Below are 14,680 nucleotides of genomic sequence, written 5' to 3' on the forward strand. Positions count from 1 at the left end.
TTCGACAAGTGTTCATTCCAAATACATAGTAGGAGGCTTTTTATGTTAAAGAAACTCATGTCTGTCGCACTTGTCACCTTGCTCGTCTGGATCTCCGCATCGTTTGACGCTACACCAGTCTCTGCTTTCCCACCGAACATCCCATCGAAAGCGGACGCGCTCACGAAACTGAATGCCCTCACTGTCAAAAATGAAGGGTCGATGACGGGGTATAGTCGTGACCTCTTCCCGCACTGGTCGAGTCAAGGAAGCGGTTGTAACACGCGTCACATCGTCTTGAAACGAGACGCTGACTCGGTCGTCGACGAATGTCCGGTTGCGACTGGCTCATGGTACAGTTACTATGACGGAATCACGTTCACCTCAGCCTCTGACATTGATATCGACCACGTCGTTCCGCTCGCTGAAGCATGGCGCTCTGGCGCAAGCAGCTGGACGACGACAAAACGTCAAAGCTTTGCGAACGACTTGAACGGTCCTCAATTGATTGCGGTGTCCGCTTCATCGAACCGCTCAAAAGGAGACCAAGATCCGTCGACATGGCAACCCCCTCGCACCGGCGCTCGCTGTGCGTATGCGAAGATGTGGGTCGAGACGAAGAGTCGTTGGGGCTTGAGCCTTCAATCAGCAGAGAAGTCAGCACTCACGACAGCCATCAATGCTTGCAGTTACTGAGTGAGAAAAGGAGTCTTCGAATGAACGAAATCACTTCGATCTTTAAGGCAACCCACGGTGTCATGACGGAAGAAGTCGGTGTCATCAGTGGTGAGTTGGAACTGACGACGGCGTGTCAGGAAGATGGTTCCTTGACACTCCACATCACGTACGTCGGAGCGAAAGATGTATATACGCTCCCCGGCAGTCCCTATCAGCTTCATGACCCGAACGATCATACTGTCATCCATCAGATGCTCGTGAATGTTCTCGAACGGACTTAAAAACATCGCCAACTCCGGATTAAGGGGTTGGCGATGCTTCGTCTTTCCGATATTTCGTTAACAAGTCTTTCGGTATATGACAATAATCTTCCGGGCAACGTGTCAGGCGGTCCTGATGCTCGTCCGCACTTCGCGCATAGTTCGTGAGCGGCTTCACTTCAACAGCAATTCGATCCGCATCCGATCGTCGATCAATAAACGCTTGCGCCTCCATCAAGTGTCGTGACTCCTCACTGTAGACACCCGTCCGATACTTCTCGCCGACATCGATTCCTTGTTGATTGATGCTGTATGGGTCGATGATTTCAAATAAATAGCCCATCAAATCATTGACCGTCACCACGTCCGGATCGAAAGTCGTTTTGACACATTCCGCATATCCGTCATATTCCCCATCCAACGTGTCCGTCGTCCCATTTGCCCGACCTGCTTCGGTCGAGAGGACGCCGGGTAACGTCTTCACGAATGCCTGGACGCCCCATAGACATCCTCCGGCTAAATAGATTGTTTCGATTGGAATCACTCCTCATCTTATCCGTTTATGTATCACTCCTTTAGTAACTCTTGAATTGCTTCTACAATCAAGTGTGGCTCATCTCTTTGGATATAATGTGCGCTCTGCTCCGCAATTACAAATGAGGCATTTGAAGATATTCCCGTCATTTCTTTTTGTAAGACATTCCATAGCCTCTGATTTTCTGTGGAATAAAAGTCTTTCTTTCCTGCTGATATGATAATTGTCGGGATTGAAAGATTAAAATTTGCTCGTTTCACTTGGTGCAAACTTTCTATAAAATCAGCATAGTTTCCTTCTCGTAGAAACTGTTTATGATATGCGTTTTGAAACTCTTGTGACATGGTCGGAAGAAATCGTTCACGATAATCACTTGGTGTCGTGTCTACTAGCACAAGACCCGTCACCTCATTTGGATATTCAGATGCGAACAATTGCATGTTGATGCCTCCGAACGAATGACCGACTAAAATGAACGGAGATGCTATATCCAACTGTTTGATCAGTTGGTGCAACTCTCGAACCATCTCCTTACTTGTTCTTTGATTCATACTAGTCCCGCTTTTGCCTAGACCTGCCCTGTCATAAAGAAGGACATTGGCATAGCTCGACACTTCATCCGCCACCTGTCTCCAAGTCGTAGAATCATCGCCATATCCTGCATCCATAATGATTGTCACTTGCTTTGAATGGTGTTGAATATACTCTGCATATAACACACAGTCCTGAATTTGTACCATTTGCTGGTGGATCATGGCTTTCTCCTCACTTCGTCCTTTTAGCTATCATATAGCATAAAAAAATTGATGGACAGCCGCCCATCAATTTATAAATACCCCAATCGCTTCAAATCTTCATAAACAAGCGTAGACAATAACGTTCGCCCGTCCCCATTCAAATGGTCCGGGTTATGGAAGAAGGATTGTTTGTGAATGAACCGTTCATCCCCCATGTAATTGAGGAAAGGAACATCTAAATCCAGCTTCTCTAGGTGCTGAAACACGAGACGTTCCATGATCGCTTCGTCAAAATACGCATAATACGATGAATGGACCGGCTCTATCGCTAAGACGACGCGATAGCCTTGCTTCTTGCAATAATCGATGATGTCTTGTAAATATGCCATATTCTCTTCAATCTCGTGATGGTTCACGGCATTCTCATATTGGGCGGCGACTTCCTCATACTTACGCTCGGAATAGTTCAGCCCCCCATTCTCCCATGGCTTATGCGCATCGAAGCGGAAATCTCGGATTTCCCGGGAAATGGCGGCGTAGGCGCTCCCACTGTTCAATGCAGGGAAGCGTTCGTGTGTATAGTAGTTGAACCAACTGACCGACTCCAAGTCTTCCCGTTCCAAGACGCGATAGTAGTTTTCTTTCCGACCGACGTTCGAATTGCTGAAGGTGATTTGTGATAACGAGACAATCACGACCCCACCTGGCTTCAGATGTTCATCGTATTCTTTTATCATCTTCAAGTCATATTCAATCGGTTGACTTGGTAACGCCAAATCCAGATGCGACAACCCAAGCGACTTGAATGAATACCCGTACATCGCATGGGACGTCCCGAGATTGATGATGTCGACCGGGTGGGGGTCTTCCTTAAAGGCAAGGACGGGCCGGTTATTATTATACTCCCACGACTTTTTCACGAACTCGTTGACGGGAATAAAGATTGCGATGATGACGAGTAATACGACACCTATTTTGATTCCTAAACGCTTCATGCTAATTCCTTTCCACCCATCTTAGAATCCACCGTATACAAATCCTTGGCTCGAGACGCCAAACAAGAACGCCGAGACAATCAAGAACAAGTTGATAGCCACGCTCGTCACGGCAGACTGACGCGCCATCCAGTCCCAAGCCGATCCATTCGACCGTTCAATATGTTGGAACAAGTGAACGACGACAAAAACGACGAGGAAGATGATCAAATCGAGTAATGAGAAGATTTGAATCGCCTGCATCATGCCTGACGGTGCCCACGAAGACGGTGTCACATATAGTTTGGCATGCGAGAACGCTTCTGCCATCGAATGCGATTGGAAGAAAACGCGTGAGAAACAGACGAGCTGGAAGGTGATGGCGATTTTCCACCACCGATGCAGTGTCGGCGCGCGGTCAAATCCGACCCATGACGCCATTTTTCCACGTTGTTGTTTCGTATGGTCTCCGAACACGCGATAGATTCCATGAATGAGTCCCCATAAGACGAAGTTCCATGCGGCTCCGTGCCAAATCCCACTAACTAAAAACGTCGCAAGGATGGCACCATAAATCTGTTCGCGCTTCTTCTTTCCTTTCGCGAGCGGCATGAAGATATAATCCCGTAGCCACATCGAAAGCGTGATATGCCAGCGGTTCCAGAAGTCGGCGATCGATACGGCGAAGTGCGGCTGCTTGAAGTTTTCCGATAAGCGAATCCCGAGTAAGCGTGCACAGCCGATTGCGATGTCACTGCATGCCGAGAAGTCCGCGAACAATTGAATCGAGAACAACATCGTCGCGAGCACAATCTCCGAACCGGTCGGGTCCGGGCTATTGAACACACTCGCAACAATCGGGGCCAACCGATCGGCAATCAGTGTCTTCTTGAAGAATCCCCAAATGATGCGCTGGATGCCATAGCTGATGTTGTCATAGTCGAGATGTTGCTCCGTCTTCAACTGTGGCAACAGTTTTTTCGCCCGCTCGATCGGACCCGCCACGAGTTGCGGGAAAAAAGCGAAATAGATCGAGAAATAACCGTAATGACGCTCTGCCTTCTGCTTCCCTCGTGAGACGTCCACGACGTAACTGATGGCCTGGAATGTATAGAACGAAATCGCCAATGGTAAGACGATTTCTTTATACGGGACGTTATAATCAAATCCGCTCCATGCGGCGAACGAACGGAGCGAATCATTGACGAAATTAAAATATTTGAACCAGCCGAGGAAGAAGACGAGCACCGAGACACCGACCCACATGAGCCGTTTTTTCTGCTCCTTCTTCTCCTGTTTCTCAATCAGAATTCCAATCACATAGGTGAAAGCGGTACTGATCAGCAGGAGCGGGATGAATTGAACGCTCAACGTGGCGTAAAAGACATAGCTCGCCAACAAAAGGAGCACCCAACGATATCGATGTGGAACCATATAGTACGTTCCAACGATGAGTGTTAAAAATAAGAGAAATTCAATCGAAATAAAAGTCATATTTACCACCTGATGTTATGAAACTTGACGATGTACCGATTCCTGACAATCAGGTGGTCACAAGTTCTCGCTTCGGCAATGCAGCATAACGAATCTTCCCGAACGCATTCCGCGGAATCTCGTCAATCTGCATCACCCGAACACCTTTCACCTTGATTTGTTCTTTGATGATTTTTTGAATGCGTGCGACGTCATCTTGTAACGTATACACGTATAGCTGGTCGTCTTCCCCGGCACAGACGCAATCATGTCCACGCTCTCGAAGGAGCGCCTCGACTTCGTCTAAGCTGATTCGACTGCCATACAGTTTGATCATGCGTTTGATTCGGCCGACGATGAAGAAATATCCATCCTCGTCGCGATACGCCATGTCACCTGTTCGTAAAACACCGTGATTGTCGTCACCTTTTGAAAGGTCCGCTAACGAGGTCGCATACCCAAACGACACGTTGTCGCCTTGATATACCAACTCGCCTGTCACGTTCGCCTCTTTGATGTCATTTCCGGCTTCGTCACACAACGTGAGCGTTCCACCAGGAATGGCAATTCCGATGCTTCCTTCTTTTTTCGCATGCATCTGATCCGGTAAATACGACATCCGGGCCGTCGCCTCCGTCTGACCGTACATGATGAAAAATTGAATCCCTTTCTCTTCACATACCGTTGCGAAGTGCTGCGCAAGTGCCGGGTCCAACTTGCCACCCGCTTGCGTCAACTTCTTCAGACTTGGGAGGTCGTACGTCTCAAACTTCAATCGTTTCAACATCTCGTAATGAAACGGGACCCCACCAAACGTCGTCGCCTGCTCGGCACGACACAGCTCCCAAAACTCCTTTTGAACGATCGAGCGGTCTGTCAGGATGAGGGTCGCCCCTTTCAACAGATGACTGTTGATGATGGAGAGTCCATACGAATAGTTCATCGGAAGGGTCGTGATTGGTTTATCCGTCTGATCGATGTCGAGATAGTCGATGATCGATGAAGCGTTCGCCATCAGATTTTTGTATGTGAGGCGAACAAGTTTCGGACTTCCAGTACTACCTGATGTCGTCAACAAAAGGGCCAGCTCCTCATGAAGTTGGTGGCGAACCGATGTTTCGGTTTCAAATAAGGCGTAGCCACCATAGCCATAGAAGGCATCCAACGAGTTCGCCAAATCCTCCCTCGTCTCAGGAGCCCAGACGTGCGTCGGTTGATACCGTTCCATCAACTTCTGTAATTGTTCTACTGGAATATCTGCATCGAGCAATACCGGGACGACCCGTCCACGGAGAAAGCCGATATATGCGAAGAGCGACTCGACTCGGTTAGCACATAAGCAGAAGACGAGCGACCGTTCGCCGACCTCCTGACAAATCGAGTTCCCGACTTCCAACATCTCTCTATATGAATAAGAGCGGTCCGCATAGACCGCCTCACGATCCATGTACTGCTCGAGTGTTTGAAAAAGCGTCATGACTGGATGTCCACACCGAGGCGCTGCAGTAACGCGATGCCAGACTGATACGAATGGAACTCTGTCATTTCATCCGAGTCGATATAGACGTCAAACGCATCCTCGATTTCGGCGATGAGGGTCATATGTCCAATCGAATCCCACTCCGTTGATTCCCCAAGCTTCATCTCTTCAAGGACCACATCGTCCTCTAGTTCCAATCCATTTCGAAATGCCATGTTATATGCTTCAAGCGTGCTCATTGTATTCATCCTTTCACATTCCCTGAAACTTATTCGATTCCATCTGTTCTTACCAACTGATAATGATAATCATTTGCCTTGTGATTCTATCACAATTTTTCGAAATCCTCAATTCTTCATAGGAGATAAAGCTTGAAGTTGAGCGATTTTTTGCATGAAAAAGACCACATCGTTATGATGCAGTCTTAGGAGATGATAAAACATATTCGAGTTGTAAGTCGAGTGGTTTTGCCTCGTAGACTTCTGGCACGATTTCCTCAACCTATCAGGTCATAATGACACAACGATTATTTGAACTCGATTGCCACCGATTCATAACCGCTATTCTTTAAAAACTCTGTCAAGAACGCTTCAATGCGCTCGTCTGCCTCTATCAACAACCCTTGCTCAATCTTAGTCTTTTCCATTTTTGCCTTCTCTTTATTGATTTCATCAAAAATCAATTGCGAGGGATAGTCAGAAAAAAGTGTCCCTTTTACATCTGTCACTTTCGCATCATCTGTGTTCGCTACATTGTCTAAAATGGTTGAGTGCGGTACAGTGACGTTCAATTGCTCAGTCGTGTCATTGTATGAGACCTCCATGTTAGAGAGATCCGTACCTGCTTTGAGGTATCCTGAGTATTCAATCAGCTTGATTGCTTCGGCTATTTTGATTTCAACCAAAGGAACTTTCGTGCTGTTTCGACTGACAATAACATTGCTGTATTCATACTTTAACGTTGCCAACTCCGTTAATTCGACGAGTCGATCTTTGACGAGCGATACATCAGCCTGTTGATTAGTTGAAAATACACTCGGCTTAATCACTACAATCGCAATGACACCAATCAAGATGAGCGTGAGTAAAACAAATGAAACTCTTCCAATCATTCTTTTCATATTCGATCTCCTTTTAATGTATTCAAGTACCTTCTAAAATTATGTAACGAATCCTTCATATACATATTATACCTACTTTAATTCCATAAATTTAATTTTTATTCAATTAAATTAGTTTTTTTCAAATAAAAGAGTAGATGGTTTGAGACCCATCTACTCACTCAGCATCATCAAGTTTTACTCGACTACAATCCAATTCAGTTGCGACAAACTTTGCTTCAGTTCATTCAATTCTTCTAACCTTTGAATGAAAAATGTCTCAATCGCATCGATGTGGTCTGGAGCACTTAAGAAATGCGTCAATGATTGACAAACGTATAACATAAATTCGTCATTTCGATCTTCCGGAGCTTCATAGATCCATTCTTCATTTGTCGCTGCGAATTGTTTGAAAGCGTCCATCAGAATCGATTTATGTTTACTATTTGGGTGAACCTCTATGTAAACTGATACTTCTGGGTAATCAGCTTGTTCAAAACTGAATCCACAGCCGATGTATTTCCAATCACTTTGATCATTTTGAATGACATATCGATTGTACTCACGGAGTTCAATCGCACGATTCCCCCATGGTTTCGGCTTTCCAAACAAATTCGTAAATGTATGCGTCGTTCGTTCATTCAAACACTGGTCCAACATCGAAATGGTTCTCCCTAAGTTTTGAATCGCATATACATCTTGAGGTAGAAATGTTCTTGATTTATTCAATTCAATGTCCTCCATATACTTGAGTACTTGTTTGTAATACAAATCTTGTTTGTTATATTCTTGAAGCCATATGTAGAGTTGAAACCACTGCAATTGAAAGAACTTAGTTGAGGTTGAAGCGACATGTTTTGGGTCAAAGTATTGGGTGATATAAAACAGGTATGTCGTAAATCCTTCCTCTTCACTTTGCTCAAGATGTTCTCGATAACGTTTCAATTGATGATGTCCTTCACCGCTACCTAACTTGTTCTCAATGAAGACGAGATGTTTAGTGTCCCCTTCGCTAAACGTGATGACGAGATCAGGTCGACTGTCGGTATCATGTGTATGTAGTTTACTGTACGTTTTTTGTGTATATGCCTTCACACGACTAATTTCAGAAAGATTCAAATCTGCAAAACGTTTAAAAAAATCCGTCAATAGATCCGGTTGTCCGAAGATCGGAGCGATGATTTCGGTCAAGTAATCTTCATAGGGATTAGAGTCGGATTGACGTAATAGATTGTAGATTTTCGAATACGATGACACCATTTTCTTTACTCCCTTCATCACAGTATAAAAACAATGAGTGCTTGAGGTTTGATTCAAGCACTCATCTATATATCGTCTACTGTACATACGTTTCGAGGTTTAAGAATATGTTAGATGATCACTCATCAAAGAAATCTAAATCAATTTTCTTAATTGTGTACATTTCTTCAATAGACACACCAACATTGTATATAAACATTAAGTTGGTCAATTCTTTTCCATCAATTAAAATCACTCGTTTATCTATCGATTCCGCATACATTCTTGCTTCTTTTGAGAATTTAGCTGTAGTCATAAAAATACCTTTTGATGCTTTTTTCCCTACTAAACTACCTACGAATCCTTGTATATCCGGTCGCGAAACTGTTGAATCTGTCTTCCATCGCTTTGCCTGTAAGTAAATCATTTCTAATCCCAATACATCTTCTTTTATGATGCCATCAATTCCCTCATCTCCGGATTTCCCAATCGCCTTTCCAGCATCATTAACTGATCCTCCATACCCCATGGCAACAATTAAATCTACAATCAGTCGTTCAAAAAAAGCTGGAGAACAATCTAAGATTTTTTCTAAAATCACTTCCTGCAATTCAGTTTTAAGTACATTAAAGTTATAGTCGATTAGCTCTAATGGCGTCTGAGTATCATTTGGAGGGGCGATGTGTTTCGTTGATTCATCCGAAGTGCGACTCATGAATTCAATAAAACTCTTATATTTCATTAAAAATTTTCGATCAATCTTTGTTACATGAGGATCTTCAAGCACTCTCAATCCTTCATCCGTAATTGTGAAGACCGCTCTTCTTACCACTTTAATTAATCCTGCCTTATTTAAATACGTTCTAGTCCATCCGATTCGATTCACGAGTAATGTTTGCTTGCCACTTGGAAGTTTTTCTGCGATTTCCTCGTCGGATAAGTGAAAATGATTGGCGAGTGATATATAAAGTTCTTGCAACGTATGTTCTTTACCATCTTCTAAATGTTGTAAAAACGGATACATAAATTCTTGGTAGCCTGGAACAGCCATATTCATCTCACCCTCTCATTCTGATACGTTCATTATAAAACATGAATGATAAAACTACATGAGTTAGGAAGAGAACATGCCATTCATTTCTTTATAATATAAAAAATAGACGGTTGATAATAAAACCGTCTGAATTTCATGTTATTTATGGTACGGTTCTCCTTATCGAATCAAAATGAGGTTTTTAAGTCTATTCTTTAATTTAATTATTTTTGTTAGGGTTAAGGTAAAAAAGTTGGAATTCTGCTTTATTGCTTTTTTATACAGAGCATATGATTATTAGGGCTTTCACTAATTCATTTAACAATTTTGAAATATTCAATTTTTTTGTTTTAATAAAAGGATATAATTAACTTTATAATCCTTTTTTCTTTTTTTATAATACTTATTTTAAAGTGAAGGGTCCGATAATAATGACAGATAGAAATGCACAAGCCAGTGCTTTTGGATGGGACTTTCAAAGTAATTTAGCCTTATATTTTGCTTCTAAAGATTTAAAGTCATTGAGCAGAGTTAAAGTCGAAGGTCCAACAGAAGATATTGAACTTTTTTATGAAGACGGCCGTAGGACTTTTATTCAAGCAAAATCACAACTAGAGCCGTACAATTCGTCTAATACAAATTCTCATCTTAAGAATGCACTCAAGACATTAATTGATGCAACTTCGAAAACCGATTACTCTGTTCTTTATTATGGATCAAACATTTCTAATCCTTTCGTATTTAAAGAATTTGGTGGGCTTTTTGGAGTAGGTGCTACAGACTATTCATTTAATGAACTACCACCTAAGATTAAAGCGAAGATAGAAAAATATGTTCATGAAGTTTCTATTAGTGAGAATTTATCTTTAGATAAATTTGATTATAATCGTTTGCGAATTACTACCCTGCCGTTTTTTGGTGATGACGATGAAACTAGATATCGTGTTATTAAACAGCGTGTTGAGAATCTTCTCGATAGTTTAGGCTTAAAGTCACCGCAAATAAATAGTATTTTTACTCACTATCAACTTCTTTTTACGCAAAATTCATCAAAAAAAATAAATATATACAAAAAAGATTTTGCATGGCCAATAATAGTATACTCACTCGATACTACTAGTGATGAATTTTACGAGGAATTTAATCTAGATGTATCAGAAGAAGATGCTATCGAGAGTATATATACAGGCTTTATTGAAAAAAAGACCCTTGAATTTACTTTGTTTAATGAAGTAAGTAACCACTTTTTAGATTTTACTGAAAGTAAAAGTTATCAAAATAAAAGAAATGCCGCCAGAGAATTTATTGATAAACATTGTCTTTATTACTCAAGAAAGATATTTTATGGGAAATTAGATGACATGTCTGAACCTGTAACTCAATTAATTCTATGGAGAATAATCAAAAAAATTAAGGTGATAAAACGACTCAATAAGGAGGTGGGCTTATGAAACTAGTTTCTTTAATTCTAGACTACAAAGGTTCAAAAAGAACGGTTGACTTTGGCAAAAAAACACTTATTCATAGTTTAAATAACAGTTCAGGAAAATCGACTCTACTTAGAATGATTTTCTATTCTATGGGATATAGCATCCCTCAAACAAAAGGAATTAATTTTTCTAAAGTTAAGACAACTTTGTTTTTAGATAATGCAGATGGCATCAAGGAAATTCAGCGTGAAAATAATCATTTATTTATACGTTTTAAAGATGGTTCCTCTTCAAACTTTTTTTTGCCGAATGATGAAAATTTAGTATTCTCTCAAATTTGGGGAGTAAACAACTCTAATGTGCTCAACAACCTACTTGGTGCAATATATATGGATCAAGAAAAAGGATGGACCTTACTAAATAGAGGTACAGTTATTGGTAATTTGAAATTCAAAATAGAAGATTTTATAGAAGGGCTTTCTGATAGAGACTTAACAAAACAAAAAATAGAGTTAGAAAGTATTAACTTAGAATTAAAAAAGTATACTCAAATACTTAATATTATTGAATACAAAAGTCATTTGTCTGAAGAAAGCTCAAACTCTATATTTTCTTCAGATTACACCGTGAATTTAGAAAACAAGTTAAATTTTTTAGCAATTAAAAAATCAGAATTAAAAAGTAAAATTAATGATTTAGAAGAAAGTTTGAACGAAAATAGCAAATTCATCGAATATGTTGAAAAAATGAACCTGATAGTTAAAGATAATGAAACTGGGCTAGAAATCTCAGTGAAAAAAGATAACATCATTAATTTTTCTGAAAACCAAAGATATATTGAAACTCGACTATTAATGCTGAAAAATGATTTTTCTAAAGTTAATAAAGAAATAAAAGAGTTAGAATTAGAAATTAAAAAATCAAGCAACTTATTTTCACTTCAAAGTGAAATTGAAAAAGTTGATTATTTGATTTCTAAAGTTAATATACCTTTCGAACATTTGGAAAAAACTATATCTTCCTTAAAAAAACAAAAGAAATTATTAAATGCTGAAATCAAAGAAAAAATTTCTGCTAACAACACTGTATTAAATAACTTGCATTCAAATATTTTAAAATACGCCGACCTTCTGAACGTTGGTCAGTATATAAATCAAAAGAAAGATTATATTTTTACTTCAGATTTAAAGTCATTAAGTGGAGCTGTACTACACAAAATTGTTTTCTCCTTCAAAATGGCTTATATTACTGAGTTACAAAATTATTTAGGTTACAAAGTTCCAATAGTATTAGATTCGCCAAGCGGTAGGGAACTTGATAAAGTAAATATTGAAGAAACTCTTCAGATATTAAAAAGTGATTTTAGTGAAAATCAAATAATCATTGCTTCAATTCATGAATTCGAGATGTTTGAATCAGATGAAAAATTGGAGCTTATAAATAGAATATTTGAAGATGAAAAAACTTTTAATATTATTTAGTCATTTCTATAATTTGCAACCCCATAACGCATTAAAAAGACTACAGACATTATTTTCATCTGTAGTCTTTTTGATTTTCATAAATAAAAATATATAGTTTGAATTGAGAAAACATGAAAGATATATCTAATAATTTATTAAGATCTCTCGAGTTTACAATATTTAATTAATTTAGTAGGACACCAAATTCACTTAAAATTTGATATTGTTAAAGATTTTTTAACCTCATTTATTTATGGTACGGCTCATTCCGATTAATCCGATACGCCCGATAAATCTGCTCACACAATACGAGCTTCATGAGTTGGTGGGGGAACGTCATTTTCGAGAACGAAATCGTATCATCCGCTCGTTTCATCACATCGTCCGACAGACCGAGCGACCCTCCGATGATGAAGGCGATTTTACTCTTTCCGTACGTCGCGAGTTGATCGAGTTCACGGGCGAACTCTTCGCTCGTCCGCTGCTTTCCTTGAATCGCCAAGGCGATGACGTGCGTATCTGGGGATATCTTCGCCAAAATACGTTCGCCTTCCTTTTGTTTTACTAGTAACATATCTGCCTCACTCAAATGCTCGGGTGCTTTTTCGTCTGAGACCTCGATTTCCTGCACTTTTGCGTAGGCGGAAAGCCGCTTTGTGTACTCGGCAATTCCTTGTTTTAAATATTTTTCTTTCAGTTTGCCGACCGTGATAATTGAAATATTCATCCAATTCTTCCTTTTTCCACAGTTTTTTTGGAGTTATCCATAGGGTTATCCACAGAGTTATCCACAAATCCACATGTTGATAATTAGTTTTTGCTTGACACAATATATGTTGCGTCGGCTTCACAGAACTCACATGTCACGTGTTCACTTGTGGATAATTCCTCTAGCAACGGGTATTCACCTGTTTCATCCACAATGATGTCTAAAGCGATTTCAACATGTTCCTTGCATACTTTTTTTTCCACAGTTTTTCCTCCTTAAAAAAGAAGCGTCGCCGCTTCTTTATGTTGCTTCAGTTAAGGTCGCCTCGGTTTCTCTCGCTTCCCCGCGACGTAAATATTCAATGGAGATTGTATCACCGACCGTTGCATCACGATAGAGCGCATCGCGTAAATCGACGTATCGTTTGATCTCCCGGTCTCCGATTTTCGTGATGACATCGCCAATACGTAGTCCCGCTTCCTCAGCCGGACTACCTGGTGTCACTTCTTCGACGAAGACACCGTCTTCCTGGTCGAATGAGATGCCGTACTCTTCCCGAACGTTACCGGGTACCGCAATGACTTCTTGTATCGTGACCCCGAGCTGTGCTCGTGTCACTTTCCCATCACGTTCTAACATGTCAATGACCGGTAGCGCCACGTTGACGGGAATGGAGAATCCAACCCCTTCTACGCTCGCCTCGGCGATTTTCATCGAATTGATTCCGACGAGCTCTCCACGAATGTTGATGAGGGCACCACCCGAATTCCCCGGGTTGATGGCCGCATCCGTCTGAATGACTTCCGCGTTATAATCCATTAAGCCGTCGCTGTTCGTATCGACCGGCACCGTCCGCTCGACACCACTGACGATACCACGGGTGACCGAGTTTGAGAAGACACCGAGCGGATTTCCGATGGCCATGACGGTCTCGCCAGCTTGGAGAACGGTGGAGTCCCCGAGGACAATCGGCTCCACATCGATGTTTTTTGGTAACTCGACCTCAGCGACAGCCAAGTCGTTGAGCGGGTCTTCGCCTAAAATGGTTGCCGATGCGATTTGACCATCGGAAAAGGCGATGTTGACCTCGTCCGCTTCTTCGATGACATGGAAGTTCGTGACGATATAGGCCGTGTTTCCTTCTACTTTATAGATGACACCGGATCCGGCACCCGCCTCCCATTGCGAGTCAGAGGTGAACGCACGCTGGATATTGGTGATGCTGACGACGGACGGCTTCGCCCCAAGGACAGCGGTCGTGACGTCCGATTCGGTGACGGTGACGGCCTGTTCGGTCCGCGTCAGTTCATTCGTCACAAAACGAGAGGTCGGCGAATCCCAGAGCATCACGATGACAAAAAACAAAGCCGCTCCTAAGAATCCGCCAACCCCTCCGAGTAACAACGGTTTTATATTTGGTCTCGGCTTATGGCGTACGTGCTCCTCTTGCTTCGGTCGCCATTCGCTCCGAGACGGATACGTCGATTTCTCTTCTGTTGCTTCGTGTACTTCAGGTTCGACGTCTTGAGGTTCATACTCATGGTGTCTCTCTTCGTTCACGACGCGTCCCCCCTTCAAGACAGTGTGATAC

General features: G+C 41.7%; 16 protein-coding genes. 4 read left to right on the forward strand and 12 right to left on the reverse strand.

The window, feature by feature from the left end; translation table 11 throughout:
* The first annotated feature begins 42 nt into the window (after window positions 1-42).
* Together KNO70_RS12700 and KNO70_RS12705 are read left to right on the forward strand one after the other, a co-directional pair.
* Window positions 43-675 carry an HNH endonuclease family protein gene (locus KNO70_RS12700; protein ID WP_214812680.1) on the forward strand — a complete coding sequence of 211 codons (633 nt, stop codon included), beginning with the start codon at window positions 43-45 and terminating at the stop codon, window positions 673-675.
* Between the two features lie 20 nt (window positions 676-695).
* Window positions 696-938: a hypothetical protein gene (locus tag KNO70_RS12705; RefSeq protein WP_031424128.1), complete on the forward strand. Its 243-nt coding sequence runs from the start codon at window positions 696-698 to the stop codon at window positions 936-938.
* 19 nt (window positions 939-957) lie between these two features.
* Here KNO70_RS12705 and KNO70_RS12710 read toward each other — a convergent pair whose 3' ends face one another.
* From KNO70_RS12710 to KNO70_RS12750, 9 genes are all read right to left on the reverse strand, one after another.
* Window positions 958-1,452 (reverse strand): peptide-methionine (S)-S-oxide reductase, encoded by a 495-nt coding sequence (locus tag KNO70_RS12710; protein ID WP_214685172.1) that lies wholly within the window; start codon window positions 1,450-1,452, stop codon window positions 958-960.
* A gap of 32 nt (window positions 1,453-1,484) precedes the next feature.
* Window positions 1,485-2,207 (reverse strand): alpha/beta fold hydrolase, encoded by a 723-nt coding sequence (locus KNO70_RS12715; protein WP_214684926.1) that lies wholly within the window; start codon window positions 2,205-2,207, stop codon window positions 1,485-1,487.
* A gap of 71 nt (window positions 2,208-2,278) precedes the next feature.
* Window positions 2,279-3,184 carry a hypothetical protein gene (locus KNO70_RS12720; RefSeq protein ID WP_214812681.1) on the reverse strand — a complete coding sequence of 302 codons (906 nt, stop codon included), beginning with the start codon at window positions 3,182-3,184 and terminating at the stop codon, window positions 2,279-2,281.
* 21 nt (window positions 3,185-3,205) lie between these two features.
* Window positions 3,206-4,657: an MBOAT family O-acyltransferase gene (locus KNO70_RS12725; protein WP_214812682.1), complete on the reverse strand. Its 1,452-nt coding sequence runs from the start codon at window positions 4,655-4,657 to the stop codon at window positions 3,206-3,208.
* A gap of 49 nt (window positions 4,658-4,706) precedes the next feature.
* Window positions 4,707-6,113 (reverse strand): AMP-binding protein, encoded by a 1,407-nt coding sequence (locus KNO70_RS12730; RefSeq protein WP_214812683.1) that lies wholly within the window; start codon window positions 6,111-6,113, stop codon window positions 4,707-4,709.
* Window positions 6,110-6,364, reverse strand: a complete 255-nt coding sequence (locus tag KNO70_RS12735; RefSeq protein WP_251024962.1) for an acyl carrier protein — start codon at window positions 6,362-6,364, stop codon at window positions 6,110-6,112. Before KNO70_RS12735 ends, KNO70_RS12730 begins: the two co-directional genes overlap by 4 nt.
* 278 nt (window positions 6,365-6,642) lie before the next feature.
* Window positions 6,643-7,236 (reverse strand): DUF4230 domain-containing protein, encoded by a 594-nt coding sequence (locus KNO70_RS12740; RefSeq protein WP_214812684.1) that lies wholly within the window; start codon window positions 7,234-7,236, stop codon window positions 6,643-6,645.
* A gap of 177 nt (window positions 7,237-7,413) precedes the next feature.
* Entirely contained in the window at window positions 7,414-8,475 is a 1,062-nt protein-coding gene (locus KNO70_RS12745; protein WP_214812685.1) for a PD-(D/E)XK nuclease family protein, read from the reverse strand.
* A 118-nt stretch (window positions 8,476-8,593) separates the two neighbouring features.
* Window positions 8,594-9,505, reverse strand: coding sequence for a restriction endonuclease (locus KNO70_RS12750; protein WP_214812686.1), 912 nt, complete (start codon window positions 9,503-9,505; stop codon window positions 8,594-8,596).
* 413 nt (window positions 9,506-9,918) lie between these two features.
* On the opposite strand from KNO70_RS12750, the gene KNO70_RS12755 reads away from it, so the two are divergent.
* Complete coding sequence (locus tag KNO70_RS12755; protein WP_214812687.1) at window positions 9,919-10,938, forward strand: hypothetical protein; 1,020 nt, start codon at window positions 9,919-9,921, stop codon at window positions 10,936-10,938.
* Window positions 10,935-12,398, forward strand: a complete 1,464-nt coding sequence (locus tag KNO70_RS12760) for a hypothetical protein (RefSeq protein WP_214812688.1) — start codon at window positions 10,935-10,937, stop codon at window positions 12,396-12,398. Before KNO70_RS12755 ends, KNO70_RS12760 begins: the two co-directional genes overlap by 4 nt.
* A gap of 229 nt (window positions 12,399-12,627) precedes the next feature.
* On the opposite strand, the gene rlmH is transcribed toward KNO70_RS12760, so the two are convergent.
* From rlmH to KNO70_RS12775, 3 genes are all read right to left on the reverse strand, one after another.
* A complete protein-coding gene (gene rlmH / locus KNO70_RS12765) occupies window positions 12,628-13,107 on the reverse strand; it encodes a 23S rRNA (pseudouridine(1915)-N(3))-methyltransferase RlmH (RefSeq protein WP_214812689.1) in 480 nt (159 codons plus the stop codon).
* Between the two features lie 83 nt (window positions 13,108-13,190).
* A complete protein-coding gene (locus KNO70_RS12770) occupies window positions 13,191-13,352 on the reverse strand; it encodes a CxxH/CxxC protein (protein WP_015880243.1) in 162 nt (53 codons plus the stop codon).
* A 37-nt stretch (window positions 13,353-13,389) separates the two neighbouring features.
* The gene (locus KNO70_RS12775; RefSeq protein WP_214812690.1) at window positions 13,390-14,649 is read right to left on the reverse strand and encodes a S1C family serine protease; all 1,260 of its coding nucleotides are present in this window, start codon (window positions 14,647-14,649) and stop codon (window positions 13,390-13,392) included.
* Window positions 14,650-14,680: the final 31 nt, after the last annotated feature.

The sequence above is a fragment of the Exiguobacterium sp. s181 genome (assembly GCF_018617125.1).
GTDB classification, from domain to species: Bacteria; Bacillota; Bacilli; order Exiguobacteriales; family Exiguobacteriaceae; genus Exiguobacterium; species Exiguobacterium profundum.